This window comes from Bacillus sp. ISL-18 (genome assembly GCF_018613415.1).
GTDB lineage: Bacteria > Bacillota > Bacilli > Bacillales > Cytobacillaceae > Neobacillus.
Genome location: NZ_JAGGQG010000004.1, coordinates 111,277 through 138,000, shown reverse-complemented (window position 1 = coordinate 138,000; position 26,724 = coordinate 111,277). Strand labels below are relative to the sequence as shown.

22 protein-coding genes are annotated in these 26,724 nt (G+C 41.7%); 16 read left to right on the top strand and 6 right to left on the bottom strand.

The features are described 5' to 3' along the window. Positions 1-130: 130 nt before the first annotated feature. Positions 131-319, bottom strand: coding sequence for a hypothetical protein (locus J7E81_RS08200; protein ID WP_215041673.1), 189 nt, complete (start codon positions 317-319; stop codon positions 131-133). Between the two features lie 426 nt (positions 320-745). Between J7E81_RS08200 and J7E81_RS08195 the strand changes: the two genes are divergently transcribed. Beyond that, on the top strand, positions 746-1,741 hold the full coding sequence (locus J7E81_RS08195; protein ID WP_215041672.1) for a zinc-dependent metalloprotease: 996 nt from the start codon (positions 746-748) through the stop codon (positions 1,739-1,741). Positions 1,742-1,782: 41 nt separating this feature from the next. Here J7E81_RS08195 and J7E81_RS08190 read toward each other — a convergent pair whose 3' ends face one another. Further along, entirely contained in the window at positions 1,783-2,289 is a 507-nt protein-coding gene (locus tag J7E81_RS08190) for a hypothetical protein (protein WP_215041671.1), read from the bottom strand. A gap of 166 nt (positions 2,290-2,455) precedes the next feature. Between J7E81_RS08190 and J7E81_RS08185 the strand changes: the two genes are divergently transcribed. The 7 genes from J7E81_RS08185 (at position 2,456) to J7E81_RS08155 (ending at position 14,952) form a co-directional block, all read left to right on the top strand. Beyond that, positions 2,456-3,970, top strand: coding sequence for a response regulator transcription factor (locus J7E81_RS08185; protein ID WP_215041670.1), 1,515 nt, complete (start codon positions 2,456-2,458; stop codon positions 3,968-3,970). 17 nt (positions 3,971-3,987) lie between these two features. Continuing rightward, positions 3,988-5,748 (top strand): sensor histidine kinase, encoded by a 1,761-nt coding sequence (locus J7E81_RS08180; RefSeq protein ID WP_215041669.1) that lies wholly within the window; start codon positions 3,988-3,990, stop codon positions 5,746-5,748. 176 nt (positions 5,749-5,924) lie between these two features. Next, positions 5,925-7,211 carry an ABC transporter substrate-binding protein gene (locus J7E81_RS08175; protein ID WP_215041668.1) on the top strand — a complete coding sequence of 429 codons (1,287 nt, stop codon included), beginning with the start codon at positions 5,925-5,927 and terminating at the stop codon, positions 7,209-7,211. Positions 7,212-7,506: 295 nt separating this feature from the next. Continuing rightward, positions 7,507-8,427 carry a carbohydrate ABC transporter permease gene (locus J7E81_RS08170; protein WP_374104013.1) on the top strand — a complete coding sequence of 307 codons (921 nt, stop codon included), beginning with the start codon at positions 7,507-7,509 and terminating at the stop codon, positions 8,425-8,427. Then, the gene (locus J7E81_RS08165; RefSeq protein ID WP_215041667.1) at positions 8,420-9,238 is read left to right on the top strand and encodes a carbohydrate ABC transporter permease; all 819 of its coding nucleotides are present in this window, start codon (positions 8,420-8,422) and stop codon (positions 9,236-9,238) included. The genes J7E81_RS08170 and J7E81_RS08165 overlap by 8 nt, the downstream gene beginning before the upstream one ends. Before the next feature lie 394 nt (positions 9,239-9,632). Then, positions 9,633-12,653: a beta-galactosidase, LacZ type gene (lacZ, locus tag J7E81_RS08160; RefSeq protein ID WP_215041666.1), complete on the top strand. Its 3,021-nt coding sequence runs from the start codon at positions 9,633-9,635 to the stop codon at positions 12,651-12,653. A gap of 76 nt (positions 12,654-12,729) precedes the next feature. Further along, positions 12,730-14,952 (top strand): alpha-galactosidase, encoded by a 2,223-nt coding sequence (locus J7E81_RS08155; RefSeq protein WP_215041665.1) that lies wholly within the window; start codon positions 12,730-12,732, stop codon positions 14,950-14,952. 355 nt (positions 14,953-15,307) lie between these two features. Here the strand turns inward: J7E81_RS08155 and J7E81_RS08150 are convergent, their stop codons facing one another. After that, positions 15,308-15,874 (bottom strand): LOG family protein, encoded by a 567-nt coding sequence (locus J7E81_RS08150; protein ID WP_215041664.1) that lies wholly within the window; start codon positions 15,872-15,874, stop codon positions 15,308-15,310. A gap of 309 nt (positions 15,875-16,183) precedes the next feature. Here J7E81_RS08150 and J7E81_RS08145 point away from each other — a divergent pair, with 309 nt between their 5' ends. From J7E81_RS08145 to J7E81_RS08130, 4 genes are all read left to right on the top strand, one after another. Next, a complete protein-coding gene (locus J7E81_RS08145) occupies positions 16,184-16,990 on the top strand; it encodes an REP-associated tyrosine transposase (protein WP_215041663.1) in 807 nt (268 codons plus the stop codon). A 53-nt stretch (positions 16,991-17,043) separates the two neighbouring features. Further along, positions 17,044-17,847 carry a prohibitin family protein gene (locus J7E81_RS08140; RefSeq protein WP_215041662.1) on the top strand — a complete coding sequence of 268 codons (804 nt, stop codon included), beginning with the start codon at positions 17,044-17,046 and terminating at the stop codon, positions 17,845-17,847. Between the two features lie 225 nt (positions 17,848-18,072). Beyond that, positions 18,073-18,780, top strand: coding sequence for a DNA alkylation repair protein (locus J7E81_RS08135; RefSeq protein WP_215041661.1), 708 nt, complete (start codon positions 18,073-18,075; stop codon positions 18,778-18,780). Positions 18,781-18,921: 141 nt separating this feature from the next. Continuing rightward, positions 18,922-19,845 (top strand): glycoside hydrolase domain-containing protein, encoded by a 924-nt coding sequence (locus tag J7E81_RS08130; RefSeq protein ID WP_215041660.1) that lies wholly within the window; start codon positions 18,922-18,924, stop codon positions 19,843-19,845. 170 nt (positions 19,846-20,015) lie between these two features. Here the strand turns inward: J7E81_RS08130 and J7E81_RS08125 are convergent, their stop codons facing one another. Together J7E81_RS08125 and J7E81_RS08120 are read right to left on the bottom strand one after the other, a co-directional pair. After that, complete coding sequence (locus tag J7E81_RS08125) at positions 20,016-20,360, bottom strand: DUF898 family protein (RefSeq protein WP_308162174.1); 345 nt, start codon at positions 20,358-20,360, stop codon at positions 20,016-20,018. Between the two features lie 171 nt (positions 20,361-20,531). Further along, positions 20,532-20,993 (bottom strand): hypothetical protein, encoded by a 462-nt coding sequence (locus tag J7E81_RS08120; RefSeq protein WP_215041658.1) that lies wholly within the window; start codon positions 20,991-20,993, stop codon positions 20,532-20,534. Between the two features lie 81 nt (positions 20,994-21,074). On the opposite strand from J7E81_RS08120, the gene J7E81_RS08115 reads away from it, so the two are divergent. Beyond that, positions 21,075-21,956 (top strand): VanW family protein, encoded by an 882-nt coding sequence (locus J7E81_RS08115; RefSeq protein WP_215041657.1) that lies wholly within the window; start codon positions 21,075-21,077, stop codon positions 21,954-21,956. A 78-nt stretch (positions 21,957-22,034) separates the two neighbouring features. Then, positions 22,035-23,039, top strand: a complete 1,005-nt coding sequence (locus J7E81_RS08110; protein ID WP_374104012.1) for a DUF3231 family protein — start codon at positions 22,035-22,037, stop codon at positions 23,037-23,039. 242 nt (positions 23,040-23,281) lie between these two features. On the opposite strand, the gene J7E81_RS08105 is transcribed toward J7E81_RS08110, so the two are convergent. Continuing rightward, complete coding sequence (locus tag J7E81_RS08105; RefSeq protein WP_215041655.1) at positions 23,282-23,854, bottom strand: SPFH domain-containing protein; 573 nt, start codon at positions 23,852-23,854, stop codon at positions 23,282-23,284. 384 nt (positions 23,855-24,238) lie between these two features. On the opposite strand from J7E81_RS08105, the gene J7E81_RS08100 reads away from it, so the two are divergent. Continuing rightward, positions 24,239-24,688 (top strand): VanZ family protein, encoded by a 450-nt coding sequence (locus tag J7E81_RS08100; RefSeq protein ID WP_215041654.1) that lies wholly within the window; start codon positions 24,239-24,241, stop codon positions 24,686-24,688. A gap of 255 nt (positions 24,689-24,943) precedes the next feature. After that, the gene (locus tag J7E81_RS08095) at positions 24,944-26,566 is read left to right on the top strand and encodes a sensor domain-containing diguanylate cyclase (RefSeq protein WP_215041653.1); all 1,623 of its coding nucleotides are present in this window, start codon (positions 24,944-24,946) and stop codon (positions 26,564-26,566) included. The last annotated feature ends 158 nt before the right edge of the window (positions 26,567-26,724 follow it).

Sequence of the window (26,724 nt, the reverse complement as noted above, 5' to 3'; positions counted from 1 at the left end):
TACTATATGCACCAAATTGGGGCTTCGACTCCTATAGGTGAAAGTTTATTGCAGGACCGAGTGTCTTTGTTAATATGAAAAAACACGCTAAGTCCAGCGTGTTTTGCGTCAGTTCTTTATTATGTAAAAATTAATGTTTGACAGTCACATCTTCTAATGGGTGGGGATAACGAAGCTGCAGTGGTTTTCCCGCTGGAATTTTTGGTTTTACCACAACCGAATGGCAATTTTTTTGATTTTCTTGAATTCTTGCTGCTAGTTGGTCTAAATTTCTTCCATCATAATATGCCGGGTGATTTAGATTTAGGTCTGGTCTCATACGTTTTTATCCCCTTATGTAAAATAATAGTCTTGTTCTCCCACAATCGGCCATGGATAAGTTCCTTTATTATTCACTAAACGTTTTGCCGTAATATCGAGATTGCTACAACTATTATACTATTAATACAGTGTAAATGGGAATAAATTTCAATTTAGATAGGTAATAATCACTACTTTTCCTAACTATCCTTATTCTGATGTTCCTTAAAAAATGGCAAATAAAAAAAGAGCTTTATAGCTCTTACCCAAAAAGCAGTAGTATCAGCCCCGCCTACGCTGTATACCATGATGACCACGTTTGCCATCCGACCTATTTACATTATAAATGAAAGCGTTTGCAATTTCAAGTATTTTCTTAAGGGGAAAACACCGGGAAGCAAGAGAACCGTCCCTATGCTCCCAAAATTGTGCCATTTGCACTGATATGCTGGCGAGAGTTCAGGCAGATATCCGCCGTTCTAATGAAGTCTGGAATACTGGGATTGCTCCAGGAGTAGCTTGCGGGATAAATTTTGTCTCGTCACGCGTGTTCTATCGCCCTGATTATACCATTCCTGCAAGTACCGTTGCGGACAATAGCGACCCAAGGGTTGTAAGTCTGCTTAATGATATCAAAACACAAACCAACAATGCGACTGCTATATATGTCGTTTATTTAAGCGAACAAACGTTAAGTTCTGGTGCAATCGGCAACGCAGGTCCAGTTTTTTCATTTTTTAATAGTACTACCGATTTTGGACTTGTTGGACATGCTGTTATAAGTGACGGAGCCTTCGATTCGTATGCCCTTGCCCACGAATCTGGACATGTTCTATTTGGGCGCTTTTTGAATAACAATGACCCTAATAGTTTTACGATTAATGATCCTTCAAACCCTGGCAGTGGTCACAATAATGATCCACAAAATGTCATGTTCCCCATCATTCCTGCCAGTAATCCCTTCATCAATGGCACTCAGTGTTCTGTAGCTAGACAAAGTAGAGTCGTGTTGAATGACCCTGTTTCTGCTAGTGGTTTTGTTTCAACAGTTAACGCAGCCGGGTTTAGTTCTGCATCCGCCAATGAACCATTTGATTCTTTTGAGAGCAATAGTTCGTTTGTTCCTGTAGAGAGTAGTGATTCTGAGGATTGCGGCTGCCATCAAAAGGACATGCGCAGAAGAATGATGGAACCTTTAAGTTCAATGGTTAACTCTGGTGCATTCAGTTCAACGGGAGACGCTGATCAATTCGAGTCTTTTGAGAGTTGTAGTTCAGGGGATTGCCGCAGACACCATAGAAAGCGTAAAGAGAGCAGAGAAGTAAAAATGCTAAATCAACAGGTTTCTCAAATGGTGAAAAGGCTTGGTCCAGACAAGGTTAGAGAAGTACCTTTGAAGTGCCACAAGAAAAGAAAGTGTTGTAAAGATCGAGAGTACTAGATAGTAGAAGGGAACGGTTTTGAACCGTCCCCCTGTTTCTATTAAGGAATATATTGTTCGGTAATCTTCGTGACAACCCCATTTTTTACTTCGATATGAAAAGGAATTTGGTGGTGCGTATCTCGTTGTTTCAAAAAGGTGATAAACTGGTTTCTCGTTACATTTTCATTCCAGGTGATTTTGTATAAACTTCGTGTTTGTAATACATAGCGGGCCGATTTTGAAATGGTAAAGGTCCGTATTTTGGGATTAACGTTTCGAATCCAGTATCCATCAGGGGCATGATCCATGTCCTTCGAGCATTTACAGTCCTTACTAAACTCTCTATCAGCAGCCTTGCCAAAATACCATTGGATATAATCAAATTTCCCCACCCATTTACCATTGACCAGATTGAAGGAAGTAATATAGGTGGCTGCATTCTCCGTAGGTGGGTGCTTAGCCACCTGAGTTCGTGCATATGCGTTTGATAGAGAAGAGGGCAGTAATAACAAAGTAAAAAGCATACATACAGGAACTAAGAGTTTAATAAATTTTGCAAACTTCATACATAATTCCCCCTATTTATATTAGACCTATAGATAGACTATAATTGGTAGTAGTTAAAAACAGTGTCGATATAGGGGTAAAGGGAAAAATTTTTTAGTAAGCGAAGGGACGGTTCTCATGCTTCGGAAGCAAGAGAACCGTCCCCCTGATTCTGGAGGGATATCAATGACAGCTGGGGAACGAGGCCGGGTTCTTATTGTGGATGATGAGGTTTTGATTAGGCAAGGGGTTAAGCATTATCTTAATTGGGAGCAGGAAGGTTTTGAGGTGGTTGGGGAAGCCTCGCATGGTGCTGAAGCGCTTGAAATGATTGAGGTTGTAAACCCGCATATTATCATTACTGATATCGCCATGCCGATCATGGATGGAGAAGAATTAACGAGAATTGTGAAGGAACGGTATCCTTCTATTGAAGTAATTGTCTTAAGCAGTTATGGTGACTTTGACTATGTCCGCTCCACGTTTCAAAGTGGTGTGGTTGATTATATTTTAAAGCCGAAGCTTGACGCAGAAGGCCTCTTAAACGTGCTCAAGAAGGCAGCTAGCAGAATACCATCGCTTAAATCGGTGGACAAGCCAGTTGACGCAAGTCCTTCTATTGAACAAATCATTACGAAACTGATTTCTGGCTATCAAGCAGACTATGATACTGCACAACTATCTACGGCCTTTCCAAATCCAAGATTTTGCTTATTGGGTGTGAACCTTAAAAGCGGACAAGCGGAACTGCCTGATGATGTAAAGAAAAAAATGACCACAGGATTAACGGAGCAAAGCTATTCTTTTTATTTTGAAAAAAATATCGTCGTTGTCAACGGTGATGATTTTTCTAGACTGATTCCGTTTGCTAAAAACTTAGCAGAATCCGAAGCAGGTCTCCGTTTTGCACTCACTGAGGAGTTTGCGGACTTCTCAAAGATTGGTGCTGTCTACAAAGAAGAATTATTACTGCTATTAAACTATCAGTTTTACTTTCCTGAGCAGCTGGTTCTCACAAAACAAGATTTGCCGGTGCTTCCGCCTAAATTAGAGAAGTTTAATTTAGATTGGTTTACGAGTGAATTTAAGCGACAGCACTTTGAATCCGCGTTTGATTATTTACAAGAGCATGTAACCGTATTATCTACCTGCTATACAACGGATGTGTATGAATACAAGTCTTTTTTCGGCAACATTATTTTTAATATCCTAATTCTGCTTAGCAATATGGAATACGATGTAAAGGAATTAGAGCAAGCCAAGTATACCTACTTTAAAGCCTTTGAGGACGCTCAATCTGCGGTAGAAGCAGTGGAACAATTGGCTGAATTTATTGCTGAAGCCAAAAAAGCGATCCATACCTCTGCCTTTCAACCGGAAAATGACCAGATCAAGAAAATACTAGATTATCTGAATGACCATTATACCGAGCCGCTGACACTTACGGGCGTGGCCCAGTATTTTCACTTTAATCCTTCCTATCTGTCCAGCTATTTTTCGACCCATCATGGCGAAGGGTTTATTGAATACCTGAATCGGGTCCGGATTGAAGAAGCAACCAAGCTGCTCATTCAAGGAACGGCCCGCATCTCGGAAATCAGCGGGATGGTTGGTTATTCAGACCACAGTTATTTTTGCAAGGTATTTAAAAAAATAAAAGGACTGTCACCGAGCCAGTTCCGAAGAAAACAATTGATGTGAAAAGTGATGGTAACCTTATGAGATTCATTCCGGAACGTTTTCGACATAACAATTTATTTATCACGATGTTTTTGATTACCGTCTTGATGATTGTCACGGTTTCCATCACGATCACATGGACAACGATTCGCATGGCGGAGCAGTTCTTTTTTGAAAAGTTCAGCATTACCAATGCGAAAGTGATGGACCAAGTACAAGACAGTTTTGAGAAGTATCACTACTCGGTGGTGATGGCCTCTAACAGCTTGCTGCAAAGTGTGGCCATCAAGGACGTGCTAACCACGAAAGAGGAATCGAACGTCGATCGTTTAGCGTCTATTTTTACCCTTAGTCAACTGACAAAACGGATTGAACCGATTTTGGCTTCTTATGATGTTGGCATCATGGTTAGAGGGAATAATGGCGTCAACTATGCGACCAATGATCGTACCTATTGGCCAATCACTGATGAAGCGCTAACGAAAAGCATTTTGACACGGAATACAATGGAAAACCCGAAAAGATTGCTCTACCAATATGATCACCGTACCGATACAGAGGAAGGTAATTACATTATTGCGTCCAAGGCGTTAATGGATCGGTCTGGAATTGTCTATGGGTCAATGTATATTACCATCCGCGAGAGTGAATTTAGAAAATTTTATTCTAGTTACACCACTCCAGGTAATAATGTTTTTTTAATTAATAAGGAAGGCACGATTGTATCGAGTAATCTGTCTAACCTTATCGGTAAAAAATCACCCGAGCTGCGGGATTATGCCGTCGAAATCGGAAAGAACGAAAAGGATAATCAAATCATCGGGGATTTTATGGGTAAGGAACAAATCATTATGATGGAATATCTCCCATCTTTTGATATGTACATGCTTAACATCATTGATAAGGAAACCGCGTTTGGAGATTTAATCGATAAGAAGAAAATCCTGCTTATTTCAATGGGAATCGTTCTTGTTGCTCTATTTTTCGTGCTTTTTGCCTCGAGGCGGTTAACAAACGGCTTGTCAAAGCTGGTCAAGCAAATAAAAAGTGCATCAGAACATGATTTTGACGAATATGTTTCGGTGTCTGGAACGTATGAAACAAGGCAGATCGGCACGGCGTTTAACTCGATGCTGGATGAACTCCACGAGTATGTCGATCAGCTTGTATTATCACAAAAACAGCGCCGTAATGCCGAACTCGCCGCTCTGCAGCAGCAAATTAACCCGCATTTCTTATACAACACATTGGCCTCAATCAAGTTTATGGTGGGGCAGGGAAGTAAGGAAGATACCGAAATGATGATTCAAGCGTTAATTTCCTTATTGCAGAACACGCTTGGTAATGTCAGTGAAACGATTACGGTAAAGCAGGAAGTCGATAATTTAAGGAATTATGTCTTCATTAATCAAAAACGCTACGGAGATCGGATTAAGGTCAACTACTTCGTTTCACCTGATTGTCTGGACCTGCAAATACCAAAACTGCTTCTTCAGCCTTTTATGGAAAACGCCTTTTTTCACGGCTTCAACCATAAGCCTGAGGGGTATATTCATGTCCTCGTCTGGCAGGAGGGCGACCGTTTGATTTGCGAGATTGTCGATAATGGGGATGGGATGGAAATTTCAGAGGAAAGCCATCTGCCTAGTACGAAGCGGAAACAGGCATTCTCCGGGATCGGGGTAAGAAATGTTCATGAGCGTATTCAACTGATCTATGGTGAATCCTACGGGGTAACCATCACAAGTGAGCTAGGGAAAGGAACAAAGGTGCGAGTTTCCCTTCCCATGCAAAAATAATCCTAAAATCTAAAAATAGTACAATTTTTAAAATAGTAAGCGGATTCATTTTGTGAAGATAGTACAAATTTATAAAAATATCGTCCTAACGGATTCCCCTTAGAGGGTGCTAACATAGTACATGTAAGCAGGATAACGCTTACAAAGATACTGAATTATACTTGGGGGGAAATTAGATGAAAAAGATACTTGCACTATTATTAGTCAGTATCCTGATGTTAAGCGCCTGTTCTTCAGGCTCGAAAACAAAGGAAGCTTCAGGAGATTCAAAGGATACCAATAAAGTAACGGTATGGGCTTGGGACCCTAATTTTAATATTAAAGCTATGAATCTAGCGAAAGATGCCTATAATTCGATTAATTCAGACGTTGATATTCAGGTGATTGAAAATGCCCAAGATGACATTATTCAAAAGCTGAATACGAGCTTAAGCTCTGGTACGACTAAGGGGCTGCCAAATATTGTGCTAATTGAAGATTATCGTGCGCAAAGCTTCCTTCAGGCTTATCCTGATATGTTCTATGATTTAACTGGAAAGTTTAATGCAAAAGATTTTGCTCAGTATAAAATTGCTCCAACAAGCGTGGATGGTAAAAACTATGGCCTTCCATTTGATACTGGTGTCGCAGGACTTTACGTTAGAACGGACTATTTAGAAAAAGCTGGCTACACAGTAGCCGATTTACAAAATATTGACTGGAAAAAGTACATTGAAATTGGGAAAAAAGTAAAAGCAGCAACTGGTAAAAACATGCTGACTCAAGACCCGAACGACCTCGGTCTGATTCGTATGATGATCCAATCAGCTGGTTCTTGGTATACAAAAGAAGATGGCAAAACACCTAACTTAGCTGGAAATAAAGCGTTGAAAGTCGCTTTTGAAACGTATAAAGAGCTTTTAGATGCCGATTTAGTGACACCTGTTTCTGACTGGAGCCAATTCTTAGCTGGGTTTAACAATGGTGATGTTGCAACCGTTCCTACAGGAAACTGGATTACACCATCTGTAAAGGCAGAAGCAGCACAATCTGGCAAATGGGCAGTTGTTCCAATGCCGCGTCTTGATATTGAAGGGGCCGTTAACGCTACAAACTTAGGCGGAAGCTCATGGTATGTTCTAAATGTTCCTGGTAAAGAAAAAGCAGCTGAATTCCTTGCCAAAACATTTGGTTCAAACGTTGATTTCTATCAGACATTAAACAAAGAAATGGGTGCCATCGGTACGTATGCCCCTGCAACTAAAGGTGAAGCGTATCAGGCAGCTGACGAATTCTTTGGCGGACAGAAGGTTGTTTCTGATTTTGCGAAATGGACCGAGCAAATTCCACAAATCAACTATGGTTTGCATACGTATGCGATTGAAGATCTTTTAGCGGTGGAAGCTCAGAACTATATTAAAGGTAAAAAGCTTGATAAGGCGTTAGAAGATGCCCAAAAACAAGCTGAGGCGCAAATTAAATAAGCTGAATTTAATAAGAAATTAAGCCTCGGGAACTCACCGGCTTCTCCTAATTGGTTTAATGGAGCGATCAACATGTGTCAGGTGGGTGGTTCCGGGGCTTTTTCTAAAAAAATAGCATTGAGAATTGTCTAGCTACAGCGTCCTAGCGGCTAGTGTCCTTCGCGCTTTTCCCTACGATAAGTCAACATCGAATCGCTATCGCTATTCGTGTTTCCTTTATCTCAGTCAAAGCACTCAGGCCATACGCCGCTGAACAGGACGCTTGCGCTTTTCTAATAAGGAGTTGAGTCAATTGATTACCGCAAAAACGAAGCAGAATATCCAAACAGTTAATTCTACCCGAAGCTTTCGGCTCAAAAATACCGCAATTGGCTGGTCTTTTATTGCCATTGCTGCTGTGATGATTTGTGTATTTTATTTTTATCCGATGGTTCAGGCTTTTATTATGTCGTTGCAATCCGGCACCGGTACAAACCTTACATTTGTCGGCTTTGAAAATTATGCCCGCTTATTGAAGGATCCAACGTTCCTTACAACCGTGAAGAATACGGTCATTTATTTAATTATTCAAGTACCGGTGATGATTCTTCTGGCCTTATTTATTTCCGTTATGCTGAATGACAAAACGATGAAACTGAAAGGCGTTTTCCGTACGGCGATCTTTTTGCCATGTGTCACCTCACTGGTTGCTTACTCGGTTATCTTTAAATATTTGTTTGGTGAGCAAGGGATTATTAACATTTTCCTCGTAAAATTATCACTTATTTCCGAGCCGATTCATTGGCTGACTGATCCCTTCTGGGCTAAAATCGCGATTATTGTGGCGATTACCTGGCGCTGGACCGGCTATAACATGATTTTCTATCTATCTGCCCTGCAAAATATTGACCAATCGATTTATGAAGCGGCCAAGATTGATGGAGCATCAAGCTTTCAAACTTTTTTCAAAATTACTATCCCAATGTTGAAGCCGATCATTTTATTTACGTCAATTACGTCAACGATTGGTACCCTTCAGTTGTTTGATGAGGTCATGAATATTACCCAAGGTGGACCGGGCAATGCGACGATGACGATATCCCAGTACATCTACAACTTGTCCTTTAAATACACTCCTGACTTCGGGTATGCAGCAACGGTATCGTACGCAATTGTGATTATGATTGTGATTTTCTCGATCATCCAGTTCAAAGTGGCAGGTGATAAAAATGATTAAAAAAGTATTTAGTTATGGATTTTTAGCCGTTTGTGCCATCGTTTCCATTTTTCCATTTTTGTGGATGATTGTCAGCGCCACCAATAAATCGGTCGATGTGACAAAGGGCCGTCTATTACCAGGCAGTCATTTTCTGGAGAACTTACACAATCTGTTGGACACGGTCGACCTTGTACCCGCTTTGCTGAATTCAACCAAGATTTCCGTTACAACAACCGTGCTTTCTTTGCTGATTGCTTCTTTGGCGGGCTATGGATTTGAGATTTATCAAAGTAAAGCAAAAGACATGGTGTTTAATTTCTTGCTGCTGTCGATGATGATTCCGTTTGCGGCTCTCATGGTTCCTTTGTTCAGAATGTTTGGGATGATTTCTCAATCTGTCCCGTTTTTAGGAATTGACACGTTTGCTTCGGTTATTTTACCAACCGTGACGACAGCGTTTTTGATCTTCTTCTTTCGCCAGAGTACGAAAATGTTTCCAAAGGATATTTTGGAAGCAGGCCGTATTGATGGTTTGACCGAGCTTGGCTGTTTTTTCCGAATTTATCTGCCAACGATGAAAACGACTTATGCTGCAGGTGCGATTATTACGTTTATGGCCAGCTGGAATAGTTATTTATGGCCGCTTGTTGTGTTGCAGTCTCCGGAACATCAGACGATCCCGTTATTGATTTCTGTTCTTGGGTCGAGTTATTCGCCAGACTTCGGGATGATTATGACGGCGATCGTGATCGCTACACTGCCGGCTGCATTGATCTTCTTTATCATGCAAAAGCACTTTGTTGCAGGGATGATGGGATCGGTGAAATAGTCATTTTTTTGAAAAATTTCCGTTGTTTTTGATATGGTTCATGGACGAAAATTGGGTTATGAGGGCTGCTTCGGTAAATGAAGAGGCAGCTCATTGCCCTAGGGAGGAAAAAGAGGGCAGCGTCGGTAAAAGAAGAGGTGGTTCATTGCCCGAGAGCGGAATATGAGGACTGCTTCGGTAAATGAAAAGACGGTTCATTGCCCTCGAATGAAAGAAAGAGGGCTGCTTCGGTAAATGAAGAGTCGGTTCATTACCCGAGAGCTGAAAAGGAGTTCGACTTCGGTAAATGAAAGGTCGGTTCATTGCCCCAAAAGGGAATGCGAGCGCGACTTTGGTAAATGGACAGCCGTTCGATCAAAAGAGAACCCAAAATTAAAAGGAGTAAAAGATAAAAATGATTCCAACTACTAATTGGCTTACAGATTTAAATGTATTTGCGGTCAACCGTCTTCCCGCACATTCTGACCATCGATACTATGAAACGATGGATGAAGCAAAAAGCGCGGCTCCAATGAAACTGCGCCATTCGTTAAATGGCGACTGGAAATTTCATTATGCGGTCAATCCAGACAACCGTCCGGAGGATTTTTACAAACTAGATTTTAATGTGTCTGGATGGGGGAATATTACCGTTCCTGGCCACATTCAACTCCAGGGTTACGGTCAGCCGCAATATGTGAATACGATGTACCCGTGGGACGGACATAACGAGATCCGCCCGCCGGAAATTCCGACAGACTATAATCCTGTGGGCAGTTATGTAAAAACCTTTACGATTCCAGCCCATATGGAAAAGAAGCCAGTTTATATTTCCTTTCAAGGTGTAGAGTCTGCTTTCTATGTATGGTTGAACGGGGAATTTGTTGGCTATAGTGAAGACTCTTTTACCCCGGCAGAGTTTGAGCTTACCGCTTTTTTAACAGAAGGAGAGAACAAACTGGCGGTGGAAGTATACCAAAGAAGTACGGGAAGCTGGCTTGAAGACCAGGATTTTTGGCGGTTTTCGGGGATCTTCCGTGATGTTTACCTTTATACCGTACCGGAAATTCATGTGGCTGATTTACATGTCCGTCCGGAGTTAGACGCTGCTTTTTCAAAAGGGACGTTAACCGCAGACTTAAAGTTGCGGGGGGCGGCTACTTCAAGTGTTATGGCTGAGTTGTTCGATCAGAATGGTGAGATGGTTGCGTTCGCCAATGTTGAAGAGGCGGACGACCAATGTTCGTTCACCATGAATGTTGATAAACCGGAATTGTGGAGCGCTGAACGTCCTTATCTATACCAATTATATGTGCAGCTGTTTAATGAAGCGGGCCAGCTGGTCGAGGTCGTGCCGCAAAAGCTTGGTTTTAGAAGATTTGAACTGGTGGATAAAGTGATGCGCCTTAATGGGGAGCGGATCGTGTTCAAAGGGGTGAATCGTCATGAATTTAACCCAAGAAGCGGACGGGCGATTACAAAAGAAGATATGTTATGGGATATTAAAACGTTAAAGCGTCATAACATTAATGCCGTTCGTACGTCTCATTATCCAAATCAGAGCTATTGGTACGAGCTGTGTGACGAGTACGGGGTTTATGTGATTGATGAAATGAATCTAGAAACACACGGATCTTGGCAAAAGATGGGGGCGGTCGAACCTTCTTGGAATGTTCCAGGGAATAAGCCGGAGTGGCAAAACATTGTCATGGACCGCGCGATTTCCATGGTGGAGCGGGACAAGAATCATCCTTCCATCTTAATTTGGTCTTGTGGTAACGAATCCTATGCAGGTGAAGTCATTCTAAACGTATCGAATTATTTTAGGAGCACAGACCCAAGCCGCCTGGTGCATTATGAAGGAGTTTTCCATAACCGTGACTATAATGCAACTAGTGATATGGAAAGCCGGATGTATGCAAAGCCAGCTGATATTGAAAAATATTTAACCGAAAATCCGGAGAAGCCGTACATCAGCTGTGAATATATGCATGCGATGGGGAATTCGCTTGGAGGTATGTATAAGTACACGGATTTAGAGCAGAAGTATCCTATGTACCAAGGCGGATTTATTTGGGATTATATCGATCAATCGCTCTATAAAAAAGACCGCTACGGTCGTGAATACCTTGCCTACGGCGGTGATTTCGGCGATCGTCCGACCGATTATGGTTTTTGTACAAATGGAGTTGTGTATGCAAACCGTGAACTTTCACCAAAGATGCAGGAAGTGAAATATTTATATCAAGACTTTAAACTGCTGCCAGATCAGACGGGCGTTACGGTTAAAAATGAGAGCCTTTTCTCCAACACGGATGCCTTTGAATTGGAATATGTGCTATTCCTAGAGGGCAGGGAATTCTATCGAAACAGACTTTCAGCCAGTGTGGCACCGCACAGTGAGGGACGTTTCGAGTTTGCTCTGCCTAAAGACATCGCAGCTGAGTCCGGTGAATATTGTATTCAAGCTTCGCTCAAGCTGAAAGAACGTATGGTTTGGGCAGAAGCAGGATATGAGATTGCATTTGGACAATTTGTCTATTATGTAGGTGCGAAAGAAGAAGCTCCTGTAAAAGGAGAACTACGGGTCGCGCATGGTGATGTGAACATTGGCGTTCACGGCAGCGATTTCACTGTTATGTTTTCAAAATCGGTGGGAAGCCTTGTTTCCTTGAATTATGCAGGAAGAGAAATGATTGCCCTTCCACCGGCTCCATTATTCTGGAGAGCGACGACGGACAATGACCGCGGCTATTCCCAAAGCTTCCATTCCGGTCTTTGGTATGCGGCCAGCCTGGCAAGGAAATGTGTCGATTTTCAAGTGGAAGAAAGCACTAGTCAAGTGCGTGTTACGTTCACGTACCAATTCTCGATTAACAGCGAGATTGAGGTGAAGACGGTTTACACCGTGTATCCAGATGGAAATGTTCAAGTGAAGTCAGCTTATAAAGGTGCTGAGAATCTGCCGCAGCTGCCAATTTTTGCGGTGTCGTTCAAGGTACCGGCTGATTACAACCAACTGGAGTGGTACGCGATGGGTCCGGAAGAGAATTATTGTGACCGTGCGATGGGAGCAAGGCTTGGGATCTTTAAAAATCAAGTAACTGATAATCTATCAGGTTATGTGATGCCGCAGGAGTCTGGAAATCGGACAGGGGTTCGCAGAGTGAGTGTGACGAATGAAAACGGACGTGGTCTGCGAATTTCTTCTGTGGGCAAGCCGTTGGAGTGCAATTTCTCCCCCTATACCGCTTTCGAACTTGAGAATGCGCAGCATATCTATGAGCTTCCGAATGTTCATTATACGGTTGTCACGGTGGCCGGCAGGCAGATGGGGGTCGGCGGTGACGACAGCTGGGGAGCACCGGTACACGAGGAACACCTGATTAAAGCCAATGAAAATATCGAATTTGAGTTTTTGATTCAAAGAGTTTAGTACGATGGAAGAGTCCTGCAATGTGAGGGACTCTTTCACTTGTAGTTATATTATTCTGGAGAAGGTGATGCTTTTTATGTTCATATATACTAATCAAGAAAATAATCAATTTCATTTAACCAACGGGGTGGTCAGCTATATTTTTCATGTGATGAAAAATGGTCAGCTAGGCCATCTTTATTATGGGAAAGCATTAAGGCACCGAAGTGATTTTACCCATTTGCAAACGTATGATGTTCCAACCCCTGCCAGCTGTCATCCGTATGAAGATGATCCTGCGTTTAGTTTAGAAACACTGCGTCAAGAATATCCTGCCTATGGGAACTCTGATTTTCGGGAACCTGCGATCAGTGTCGGGAAAGAAGATGTGCCACATGTCCCGAATTTTATCTATGATTCTTTTAAAATTATAGAGGGGAAACCTAGGATTGAAGGGCTGCCTTCTACCTATGTTAACGAGGATGAGGAAGCGGGCACACTCCAGATTGTCTTGAGAGATGCATTTTTACAGGCGAAATTGACGCTTCATTATACGATTTTTCGAGATCAACCGGTGATCACAAGAAGTGCTTCTCTAAAAAATGAAGGAACCGGGAATTTGGTGATTGATCGGTTAATGGGGGCATCTGTCGACCTGCCTGATAAAGAGTTTATTTTTACCCATTTAGCAGGTACTTGGTCACGGGAACGGCATGTGAAGGAGCGGAACTTGGAAATGGGCATTCAATCGATTTCCAGCCTGCGCGGAGCCAGCTCGCACCACCATAATCCGTTTTTAGCGCTTAAACGGCCAGCGGCTACCGAGGATTCGGGGGAAGTATATGGCTTTAACTTTGTTTATAGCAGCAATTTTCTGATGCAGGTAGAGGTTGACCATTATGATATGGCCCGGCTGACCGTCGGAATTCAACCAATGGGTTTCAAGTGGAATCTGCAGCCGGATGAAAGCCTTCAAACACCGGAAGTGGTTATGGTTTACTCGGATCAAGGTTTGAACGGGATGAGCCAAGCTTTCCATACGCTTTATCGTCAACATCTGATTCCAAAGCAGTGGAAGACGGAAGATCGTCCGATTTTGATTAACAATTGGGAAGCGACTTATTTTGATTTTAATGAGGAAAAACTCGTGGATATTGCCAAGTCAGCGAGTGAATTAGGGATCGAGTTGTTTGTCCTGGATGATGGCTGGTTTGGCAAACGAAATGACGATACTTCCTCATTGGGGGATTGGCACGTCGATTTTGATAAGCTGCCTGAAGGTCTGGAAAGTTTAGCGGAGAAGATTTCGAAAACGGGCATGAAATTTGGGCTTTGGTTTGAGCCGGAGATGATTAGTCCTAATAGTGAGTTGTTTAGAGAGCATCCGGACTGGGCTGTCGGTATGGCGGGTCAGCCTTACACGCTGGGGCGGAACCAGCTTGTGCTAGATTTTTCGAGACCTGAGATTGTCGATTATATTTATGAGAAGATGTCCGATATCATGAAGCGGACGAACCTTTCGTATATTAAGTGGGATATGAATCGAAATATTACCGAGGCTTTTTCGCAAGTCTTATCCTCCAGCCAGCAGGGGGAGTTTTTCCATCGTTATATTTTAGGGGTCTACCGTCTTTATGAACGCCTGACTAGTGAGTTTCCGCACGTGTTATTTGAGTCCTGTGCCGGCGGAGGGGGACGTTTTGACCCTGGGATGATGTATTACGCGCCGCAGGCATGGACGAGTGATGATACGGATGCGGTGGAAAGATTGAAGATTCAATATGGTACATCTTTTGCTTATCCTTTATATAGTATGGGTTCTCATGTTTCTGCTGTTCCGAATCATCAAACCTTACGGGAAACGCCTTTATCGACGAGGGCCAATACTGCTTATTTTGGTACCTTTGGCTATGAATTAAATCCGTTGTTGTTAACGGAAGAAGAACGGGAAGAAATTAAGGAGCAGGTGGCTTTTTATAAACAACACCGCCGCTTAATCCGTGAGGGCCAGTTTTATCGCCTGTTAAGTCCGTTTGAGGGGAATGAGACCGCTTGGATGGTGGTAAGTCCGGATCAATCCGAGGCGATGGTCGGGTACTATAAAGTTTTGGCTACGCCAAATGGACGGAAACATCAGACCTTACGTTTAAGGGGATTAGATGAAGGGAGAGTCTATCACGCAGCAGGAAGAGACTACTATGGAGATGAACTTATTCAAGTGGGACTGCCGCTTCCAACCGAATTTAATGGTGCCAATAGCAAACAAGCCCTACGCGGCGGAGACTTCCAATCAGAGGTTTTTTATGTGAAGAGTAGATAGAAAGAATCACAGGGACGGTTCTCTTGCTTCCGAAGCATGAGAACCGTCCCCGTGATTTCCCGTAATTCTCCTAGATTACATAAATAAAGCCGGCATTAACGTTTTCAATGTTAATGTCGGCTTTTTATTTCATAAAAATCCAATTATATACAGTAAGATTTTACTCATAAAAAGAGCCAAATAACTCTTGCCTTAATTTGTATCAGCCCCACCTACGCTAAATACAGTGATGTACACATTTACCATCCAACCCAGAATAATTATACAAAAAAATGTTTATATATTCAATGTTTTTACATAAACCAATTTTGACCATTTATATTTGAAGGAAGCATGAGAACCGTCCCCATGCTTCTTAATCATATGATTTTATTGTCGGTGCTACATAATGGTAGAATTGGTCGATGAGTGTGGCTGGTTTTTCTTCGATTAAGAGCATGGAGCGGAATTTTTCTTGGAGGAATTTCTGGTTGAACATGTGGTTAAATAAGCTAATGAGCGGGTCATAGTAGTGCTGAATGTTCAGTAAGCCACATGGTTTTTGATGCAGCCCAATTTGGCCCCATGTGAATATTTCAAAGAACTCTTCTAACGTTCCGGTCCCTCCAGGCAGGACCACAAATCCATCGGCTAATTCTGCCATTTTTGCTTTTCGCTCATGCATGGTGCTAACGGTAAATAATTGTGTTAACCCCGTATGTGAAATTTCACGATCACCTAGCACTTTAGGGATAACCCCAATGACTTGCCCGCCTTCCTGCAATACCGTATCCGCAACAGCCCCCATCAAGCCATTACTAGAACCACCATAAACTAAAGTCATATTCCGCTTCGCTAACTCTTTTCCTAATTCCATCGCTCCAACCTTATAATCCTCTGAAGCACCAAAACTTGAACCGCAATAAACTGCTATTCGTTTCATGAACGGACTCCTTTTCGAAGCAAAGGGACGGTTTTTTTGCTTCTTTTTTTATATTAAATAAATAGTGAAAGGTCTGATAATTTAGTATATGATAGATTTGTATAATTATCCTCCCAAAACCCAGAAACAGTGGAAAGTCCTCTTCCAACTTATTCTATCTTCTTCACTCTAATTTTATGTAAACTTCACATTGATTCAAAAAGCGCCATTTATTAACCAATAGTTTGTTTCCCCCGATTCTCACTTTTTAATCCCTTTCTTTTTTTTCAAAAGTTATAAAAAATTTATCTTTGGTAAGTGGTGATCAAGATGCCTCGAGTTGCTCGCGAGAAGAGTCGCAGCGGTGTTTACCATGTCATGTTGAGAGGAGCGAATCGACAGGAAATATTCCATGATGACGAAGACTGCCTAAGATTTCTTAGTATTGTCGAGAAATACAAAATGAAAGCGGAAGTGAACATCTATGCTTGGTGTTTAATGGGTAACCATGTCCATCTGCTTGTGAAAGAAGGTAATGAAACACTTTCAGCTACCATGAAACGGGTTGGCGTAAGCTTTGTTTCTTATTATAACGAGAAATATCAAACAACCGGCCACCTTTTTCAGGATCGATTTAGAAGTATCTGTATAGATAGTTTTCTGGGCTTATTAAATGTGGTTCGATACATTCATCAAAATCCAGTAAAAGCGGGAATGGTGGACAGAGTCGGTGATTGGAGGTGGAGCAGCTGTCCTGGGTATTACGGTAAACAGTCTTTTCCTCACAAGCTGTATGATACCGATTATATCCTCAAGTTGTTTTCGGACGATTCAGCCCTGGCCAAAGCTCGGTTTATAGAATTCAATGAGCAGGATTTCAAAGGTGAATTTCTGAATGAACAAGAGATCTACAGAAGAAGATTTACAGATGAAGAGGCAAGAATAGAAATTAAGAAAATACTTGGTACAATCGAGATCGCCCAGGTAAAGGGCCTGCCTAGGCTGCAAAGAGATGATCTGTTACGAGAAATCAAAAAAATTAAAGGTTTGTCACAGCGGCAGGCAGCTAGAATTTTGGGTGTGTCGGCCAGTTTGATATTTAAGGTGCAAGGGGACGGTTCTCATGCTTCGAAATAAGCATGAGAACCGTCCCTTTGCACATATAGTCTTAAGAGGAGGGGGGAGGCATCATGAGAAACAGCAAATTATTGGTAAGCGGCTTGATTGTAGTGGTGGTGGTTGTGCTTTTTATTTTTTCGGGCACTACGGTGGCATCTGGTAATAGAGGGGTCCTATTGCAATTAGGGGCAGTCAAGTCAACGATCTTAACGGAGGGATTTCATTTTAAAATTCCGTTCATTCAAAATGTGGAACAAGTGGAGGTTCGAGTCCAAAAAGAAGAAAGTTCTCAGACAGCCGCTTCAAAGGATTTACAAATGGTCACAGCTAATGTGGCGGTCAACTTTTCGGTTGATCCAGGTGCCGTCAATAAGCTATACCAAGAAATCGGTCCTGATTATCGTTCTCGCATCGTCGACCCTGCCATCGCTGAATCATTAAAGGCGGTGACAGCTCAATATACCGCAGAGGAGCTAATTTCCAAACGTCCAGAAGTGTCAGCTAAAGTGAAGGAGATGCTGGCCACCAAGTTAACCAAATATTATATGTTTCTAGAAGATATCAATATTAAAGAGTTTGCCTTTAGTGATGAATTCAATAAAGCGATTGAATTGAAACAAACAGCCGAACAAAATGCGCTAAAGGCTCAAAGGGATTTAGAACGAATCAAGATTGAAGCGCAGCAGCAAGTCACCCAAGCTGGTGCAGAAGCAGAGGCCTTGCGGTTGAAAAAGCAGGAAGTCACACCGGAGTTAATCCAATTAAAGCAAATTGAGGTTCAAGAAAAGGCCCTCGAAAAGTGGGATGGACGCCTGCCAAGTGTAACGGGTGGAGCCACTCCGTTTATTGACTTGAGCGGGGTTGAGAAGAAATAAGGGTTAAAAAACCTCTATTCGTGTGTGATAGAGGTTTTTTTAACTTTTATTTAGTTCTTCCCATTGAGAAGTTATTAACGGGAGTGCTATTTTCCAGGAACTCTTTGCTCCTATCCGGCTTGACATCCCTTCATGAATAATCGGAGCACCCTTATTCTGAAAAGGTGAAAGTAGTTACCGGCAAATGGTAAAATAATGAAAATACCTTTTAATGGGGGGCTTTATATGAACGTCGAGGAGATCATGGAGAAGCTGGAAGAGCTGGGTTCAGAACAAACCAAAAACACATTTATTAATCACGGAGCGAGTGGCAGTGTTTTTGGAGTAAAGGTGGGAGATTTAAAAAAGCTCGTCAAGCATGTTAAAAAAGACCAGGAGTTGGCTTTGGCATTATACGATACAGGAAACTCTGACGCTATGTATTTAGCCGGATTGTCTGTTAATCCTAAATTGATGACAAAGGAGACGCTTCAAAAATGGGTTCAAAAAGCGAACTGGTATCTACTTGCAGAATATACGGTTGCTGGAGTAGCTGCTGAAAGCCCGTTTGCCTTGGACCTCGCACGTAAATGGATGGGCTCCGATGAAGAAATGACAGCGGTCGCAGGCTGGAACACCTATGCAAACTATTTATCGATTACCCCTGATGACAAGTTGGACTTAGAAGAAATCCGCGCCCTGCTCAAAAGGGCTGAAACAACCATTCACCAAGAAAAAAACCGAGTTCGCTATTGTATGAACGGCTTTGTGATTAGTGTAGGAGCCTATGTAACTGCCTTACATGATGAAGCCATTAGGGTTGCCGAAACAATTGGCAAGGTCCATGTCAACATGGGCAAGACAGCGTGTAAAGTCCCTCCTGCCGTTCCATATATAAATAAAATAAAAGAGCGTAACAAAATTGGTGTGAAACGAAAAACTTGTATCTGTTAATAGAGAGAGGAGTGAGCAAGGGGACGGTTCTTATGCTTCCGAAGCATAAGAACCGTCCCCTTGCTTCGTCATGCCCACACATTCATATGCCATTCTGAATATACTGGCTCTTGAGATTGCCGTATGGAGGGAATGGATGATATGAAGAAACCCCAATGGATTTCGAGTATTGGTTTAACTGCCATCTTGGTTCTTCCGTTACTTCTTGTATTCTTCCACGATAATACTACTCCAGTTCCAGTAAATTCTCCAAAAGTAGCCGAGGATGTTCCTGCAGCCAAAGTGGTGAAACCCCAAAAGGATCCAGCCAAACAAGGTGAACCAGCCAAAGATGGAGCGAAACAAGGCCAACAGCCCCCAAATGATACAACCCCTAAAGATAATCAAGCCCAAGAAAAACCAGCTCAAGAACAAAAGCCTACGATTGTATGGGGGGTAGACACCGCTTCTCGTGTTGACCAAGCATTCCTGCAGTGTGTAAAGGACAACTATGGCGCACCGACTGTGTTTGGAAGATATTTAGAGACAAAGGGCGACGTGTCAATCGGTTTGTCCAAAGAAGAAGTCAATTTACTTCATCAGCAAGGCATCAAGATCCTTCCGATTTTTAACCACTTTAAAGATGCTGTCGGATATCAAAATGGAGTAGCTGAGGCCAAGGAGGCAATTGCCTACGCGCAAAAAATAGGAATACCTAAGGGAGTCGCAATTTTTGCAGATATAGAACCAACGTATCCCGTCGATGAAGCATTTATAAGAGGATGGGTGGAGACTTTAGCTAACTCACCTTATAAGCCAGGGATTTATGGGGTTTTTACACCAGAAAGTAAACTGTCCGCAGCTTATCAAGCGGCTGTTTCAAAAAATAAAAGCGTTCAAACTCAAACCATCCTTTGGAGCAGTAATCCGGATCCTGGTGTCACTAAGAAAAATAAGGCCCCAGCCTTTCAGCCTGGTGCACCAAAGAATATAAAGATCTCGATCTGGCAGTATGGAATAGATGGAAAAACTTGTAATATCGACACGAACCTTATTCAGTCGACGATACTCGATCATTTATGGTGAAGCAGGGGGACGGTTCTCTTGCTTCTTTACATATAAAAGTAGCGATACGAAAAATGCATGAAACTCCAGTTGGAAAAGCTTTTAGTTGAGGAAAAGTCTTATCGCAAGGGAAGAGCTGGTCATTAATCAAATAAAGCCTTCCAATCGGAGGCCTTATTTTTCCCAAGCGTTTAATTAGCAAATGAAGTATGTTTTGTTTTCCATTTTTCCATTGCAATAAACAACCAAAAACTATAAATTCCTAATGTAATTAAGCAAAGGAACCACCATTTTATCCAGTTTCCAAACAATCCAACTGCAGATCCAGTGAATTGTAATCTTCTCCCATTAATAACCGTGTGGCGTGTTTTCCATCCTAAAATCATCGTAATCGCCCAGGGATAGCAAATTCCCAATGTGCAGACAGTTACAAGTCCTCCTAAGATAGACCATCCTATGTACTGAAAAAGACCACCATCAAAATAAGACTTTTCTTGAGTATGGGTAGCGAAATTATGCTGTACGTTTGCTGTTATTTCACTCACTAAATTTCCCCCTAAAAATAAATAAATATAGGAGAATTGTACCATAAGTGAAACCTGAAAATTCTATTTTTGGATAATATTAATTAAAATGACAATTGTTTTTATAAAGTGTTTGTCTTTTTTTAAAAGGCCTGATTTAGGGGTTAAAACAAATAATGATGTTTAATACTTAACAAATGTTGTAATCCCATAATGACTCAGATAATTTCGGTGGCTCAGTTCTTCTAGCCACTTTTTAGGATGGAATTGATACAATCCATAAATGTCTTTATAAGTGAACCTTCCTACATTCACTTCAATCGGCTCCGGTTGTGCTTCCATTCTTTGTTTGTATTCCTTAAAGGCATGTTGATTTGGCACATGGTAAATTTCTAGCACCTCTCCTATTTCCATATACTTTTCAATGTATGTTAAAAATAAACGGTTTCCAACTCCATTAACTTCATAAATATAGGGCAAAGAAAATAAACCATCCACTATCCTTTCCCAATATTTATCGACTTCCTGCACAGAGAAAAAGAGAATATCCTCCTCACGTTCAAAAAATGTCCGGTTATTGTATTCTTCGATTTCATCGGGGATTTTAAAGGGTTTGGATGAGGCTAGAAATGTAATTTGTGTCATTTTTATTTCCTTCCTTTGCTTACAGTGAATTACATGAAATCGTTACTTTTACTCATAATAAAGGTAGGGAGGTTTCAGTGCATGAACTTTACTTGGTTACTTGGGCTCGTCATGTTATCGCAGCAAGTGAATATGCCAGGCGAATTATTAATCACGAACAATGGGCATCCTATCTCAGTGGTGAACCGTGCTAATTTTTCGACCATTATGCCGGAATTACCCATTATTAATCCGGAAAAGTTAAAAACATATATGGACAAATTGGACAAGCAGGTGTCGTCCGTGCCTAGAAATGCCATTATTGATCAAAACGGAACGATCATCCCCGAGCGGGTCGGTTATCGTTTAAATCGCGAGCTTTTCACGGAAAAGGTTCTTGCTTATTATTTTAATAAGGGAGCATCAGAATTGGAAGTGCCTTTACAAATGATTTCTCCTAAGGTTGATAGTGAATTACTTGGAAATATACGGATTGAAAAAATAGGCCAATACCTAACCTACTTTAATTCCAATAATAAAAAAAGAAATCATAATATTTATCTTGCCGCAAAATCAATTAATAATTTTGTTCTTTTTCCGGGTGAAACCTTTTCCTTTAATCAAGTAGTAGGGGAAAGAACCGCAAGGAAAGGATATGTGCCTGCTACTGTAATTGTTAAAGGGGAATATGCAGAAGACTTTGGCGGCGGCATTTGTCAGGTTTCATCCACCCTTTTTAATGCCATTGATAGTGCAGGGGTGAAAGTGATTCATCGATACTCCCACAGCAAAGAGGTATCATACGTTCCTCCAAAGCGTGATGCCACGGTTAGCTGGAATGGACCTGATCTGATCTTTAAAAATCAATACAACCAACCCATCCTCATTCAAGCCAAAATGTTACGCGGCAAATTAAAAGTAGAAATTTATTCATCCGATGTCATCACCTACAAGCCCAAAAAAGTTCCCTATCTTTCTTACTAAATAAGCGTGGGGACGGTTCTCTTGCTTCCCTTTGGAAGCAAGAGAACCGTCCCCGTGCATCTAACAGGAGGGGTTATCATAATGACTTTGAATGGAATTCCGATTACATCTTCAGAATTAGCGAATTTGTGGATGGCCTATCAAGAAAAGACGATGATCATGAGAATTTTAGAGCATTTTATTGAGCACGCTGAGAATGATGAAAGACCATTGTTGCAAACTCATTATGATGGGGCTTCCAAGACGATAGAGACCATTAAGGAGATTTTTGAACAAGAAGGGGCAGTTATTCCTCTGGGTTTTACAGAAGAGGATGTTCATAAAGGTGTGCCAAAGTTATTTGACTACATGTTCAATATCATGTACTTACATATGATGACGAAGGTGGAAATGAGTCTGTACTCGCTTTTTTGCGGCATGTCTTATCGGAAAGATATTAATGATCTTTTTATCAACTTGACGGCAGAAGCGCAAGCGTTAAATAGGGACTCCACCCAATTCCTTTTAGAAAAAGGGGTTTTGGTTCGTCCAGCTTATGTATCCATGCCGAAAGAAGTGCATTTTGTACAAAATACCGATTATCGGAGTGGTTTTAATTTGCTAAATGAGCCGAGATCTCTTAATACGATTGAGGTTTCCCTGATCCATCATGCAATTGAAACAAACCTTGTCGGAATGCAATTAATGATTGGATTTGCCCAAGTCGCTTCACATGAGGATGTTCAAGACTATCTTGTCAAGGGAATGAAATTGTCCAGAAAAATTGAAATGGACTTAGGCGAGTTTTTGCGACAAAGTTTCATTGAACCACCCGCTACCCATGCGGGAAAAGCAACAACGTCAAAAGTTGCACCATTCTCTGATAAATTAATGTTGTACAATACCAGTTTGTTAACCACCTTTGGACTTGGAAGTAATGCATTAGGCGGTGCCTTTAGCTTACGAAATGACCTGCCGGCCAAAATGGCGGTACTTGCAGCGGATATTTTCAGATTTGCACACCAAGGAGGAAAAATTATGATCCAAAACGGCTGGATGGAAGAACCTCCACAAATTGAGGACAGGAATAAACTCACGGAATAACGGTTGGCCGCAGAGCATAGGGACGGTTCTCTTGCTTCCTGAATGGAAGCAAAAGAACCGTCCCCGTGCTCCTAGATTTTCTTTTTGTTACTATTTAAAATATCAATAATAAAGGTATTTCCTTGTGAAGCTTCAATCGTTTGTATTAACCGAAGTTGGGCTAATTCAGGGTTGTTTTCCAACATCTTAGCGGTGTTGGCTAAGCTTCTTAATGTTGCCGTTTCCCCGCGTGCCCTCTCTAATTACGAAAGGGCCTCTTTTTTTGCTTTAAGCACCTCTGAATAAACTTTCTTTAATTCTGCTGATAACATAATATCCTTCAAATCCACTGAATGAATAGAAACCCCAATTAATGATTTGTCTTCCAACAGTAAGTTTCTGACATCATCGTTTATTTTTTGGCGGCTTTTCAATAGCTCATCCATTTCAATTGAAGATATCACTTCTCGGAGTTTAAACTGTATGCTCATATATAAATAGTCTTGGAAGTTTTGATACTCTGAAATCAGTGCTTGGGGATCTAGAATTTGATATTTGACTGCTAAACTAATTTTTACACTAATATTGTCAGCCGTTAATAATTCTTGACCGTTTAATGGGAGAATGGCAGGTCTCATATCAAAAATCTCCAAATGGGTGGTTGAAGTAAAGTATGTATACTTTCCCGGCCCTACAAATTCCTGAAACTTTCCCTTGTGAAACTTAACTCCACGTTCATATTGAAAAATAGTAATCGTTTTAATAAGTCTTTTGGATAAAATGAATAGCAAGAAAATTAAGATAATTAATAACGCAATGATCATAATATCAAACATTCTACCACCTTCTCTCTAAGATTTTGGAATCCACCCACAGCTTGGATTGGCCAATGGAGGTCCTACCTGCAAAACTGGCCAAAACCCATATCAGCCGTGAGCGGATTCCCTTTAGGGGGTTGAACCCTAGATGCACTGGCTCCAAAAGGACACCAGTATCCACAGAGGAGAATGCGGATCAGCTACACCTTTTAAAGATTTTAAAAGATGGCTTTACACTACTCCAATTATGATTATATCACGGGAAGCATGGGGACGGTTCTTACGCTTCCAAAAAAGGAAGCAAGAGAACCGTCCCTATGCTCCTACAAGATTCTATTGTCCTCTTAAGCAGCTAGGTAGTACTATAGGAGTTATTGATAGAAACGGAGGAAGATGATATAGATGAATAGAAGAAAATGGTGGATTGTGGCGGCGATCCTATGGATGGCAGTTATTTTTATGTTTACACAGGTTCCTTATTCTACGGGGAAAAATACGTCCGATACTCTTCAAAAAATACTGGTGTTCTTACATATAGACGGAGTAAACCATGCAGTTGTAGATCAGCTAAACTTTATTGTGCGGAAACTCACCCACATTACGGTATTCGGCTTCCTTGCCTTTTTATTTTTTAAGTGTCTTGAAGTCTACCGATTCGCCTATATCCTTGCATGGATCCTAACAGTACTTTATGCGATGACGGATGAATATCACCAATCCTTTATGCCAGGCAGAACCGCTTCGATAAAGGATGTCTTTTTATTTGACTCTGTCGGGGCTTTTCTCGTCCTGCTGGTGACGTTTTTGATTGTTAGAAAAATAGGCAAAAGGACCAGGTCAAGGATAGGCTAGCCGGCTTTCTTTATAATTGCGGTGAAACCTACCGGGCATCACTTGTAAAAGTTAATCAAACGTTCAATTAGTTGTAACGGCTTCAGGCGTATCATAGTCTAAAATGGGAAAGAAGAGGATTTCAAAACCCTCCTCTTTACTCTGTTTCCTTGTTCAATTCAATCCATAGAAAGACACTGTTCAAAAAAGGTTGAAACTTAGTATAATATGAAATTGCTAAACTATCTTTTCTCCCAGTTAGAATGGAGGAGTTATGTGAATTTAAAACTGCGCACCTATGTAGCGGTCCTATTTGCAGTTGGAATCTTTGGAATTACCGCTATTTTAAGTATGATGATTGGAACGCAAGCGAGTCAAAAAGTAGAGGACCAGATCGGAAATACGCTTTCTGCCACGGCTTATAATATGGCGGATAAATTAGATCACTTTATGTGGTCGAGGGCTGGGGAAATTAATGTGATCAGTCAGCTGAAAGATATCCAGAACCCGGCTGACCCCCAGCAGGTTCAAGTGCTTCTAAACAAGCTGCAAGAGAGCATTCCTGCCTTTTCATGGGTTGGTGTAACGGATTTCAACGGGAAGGTCTTAGCGGCAACCAATGGAATTTTAACAGGCGGCGACATTTCGAAACGCCCAGTTTATCAAGAAGGAATAAAAGGATCATTTGTCGGAGATGTTCACGATGCGGTCTTACTGGCTAAACTGCTGCCAAATCCCAGTGGTGAACCATTGCAATTTGTTGATATCAGTAGACCGATTGTCACAGCGGACGGCAAGCTTAACGGCGTTATCGCAGCGCACCTCAGCTGGGAATGGTCCCGTGAAGTTCAAAAGGAAATTTTGAAACCGTTAAAAGAGAAGGTAGACGGGGCAGAAATCTTTGTGGTCAGCCAGAAAGATCAAATTGTTCTCTTAGGTCCATCTGCCAATATAGGCAGGCCGTTAAACTTAGAAAGTTTGAAGCTTGCCAAAAAGGGTCAGAATAACTGGCGGATCGAAACATGGCCAAACGGTCAGAAGTATTTAACTGGCTATGCGTTTGGTGATGGTTATCAGAACTATCCTGGTTTGGGCTGGTCCATTTTGGTCCGTGTACCAGAAAAAACAGCCTTTGCTCCTGTCCATGAATTACAGAAGTCCATCTTACTGATCGGAGTCGTCTTATCGATTATTTTTGCCTTATTAGGCTGGTTTGCCTCGGCCTTAATTACCAAGCCGCTTCAACAAATCTCCTACTCTGCCAATCGCTTACGAGCAGGAGAGAAGGTGGAAATACCTTATTATAAGGGAATTAAGGATATTGAGATTCTATCTTTATCGCTTCGTGATCTGGTGGAATCGTTGGTTCGCACGGTTTCAGATCTGGGTAAGATGGAAAATCTAGCGCACCATGATACGCTTACAGGATTGATGAATCGGATTGCTCTCGATCAGTTTCTTGAAGGAGCAGTGCAAACAGCTAAACAAATGGGGAATAGGCTTACCTTCTTGTACCTCGATTTGGATGGATTTAAACAGGTCAATGATACCTTAGGCCATCAGGTCGGTGATCGTTTGCTGCAAGAAACCGCTAAGCGATTGAAACATTGTGTCCGGAGTAATGAGGGAGTGTTCCGCCTGGGTGGAGATGAGTTTTTGGTTATATTGTATACCACGATCGATGACTCTGTCCAGGATGCAACGGTGGTAGCTGAAAAGATTATCAACAGTCTGAATCAGCCCTTTGACCTTCATGATCAAAAAATCAAGGTAGGCTGCAGTATCGGAGCGGCAGTATGGGATGATCAGCAGGTTCCACCTTCGGAAATGATTCGTTCCGCTGACGAAGCACTCTATGTATCCAAACGAACAGGAAAAAATAAGGTTACTTTTTCATAAGTAGCAGGGGAGTTTCCCTATTCTAAAGCCGGTTGCCTGCAATAGCTGGCGTTGGCTTTTTTAGAGAAAGAGTCAATAGTGGTACGGCTTTGCTCATTTTTAATCAACTGTTTGATTAAAGGGGAAGGATTGGGGAATAGGGAGCATGGGGACGGTTC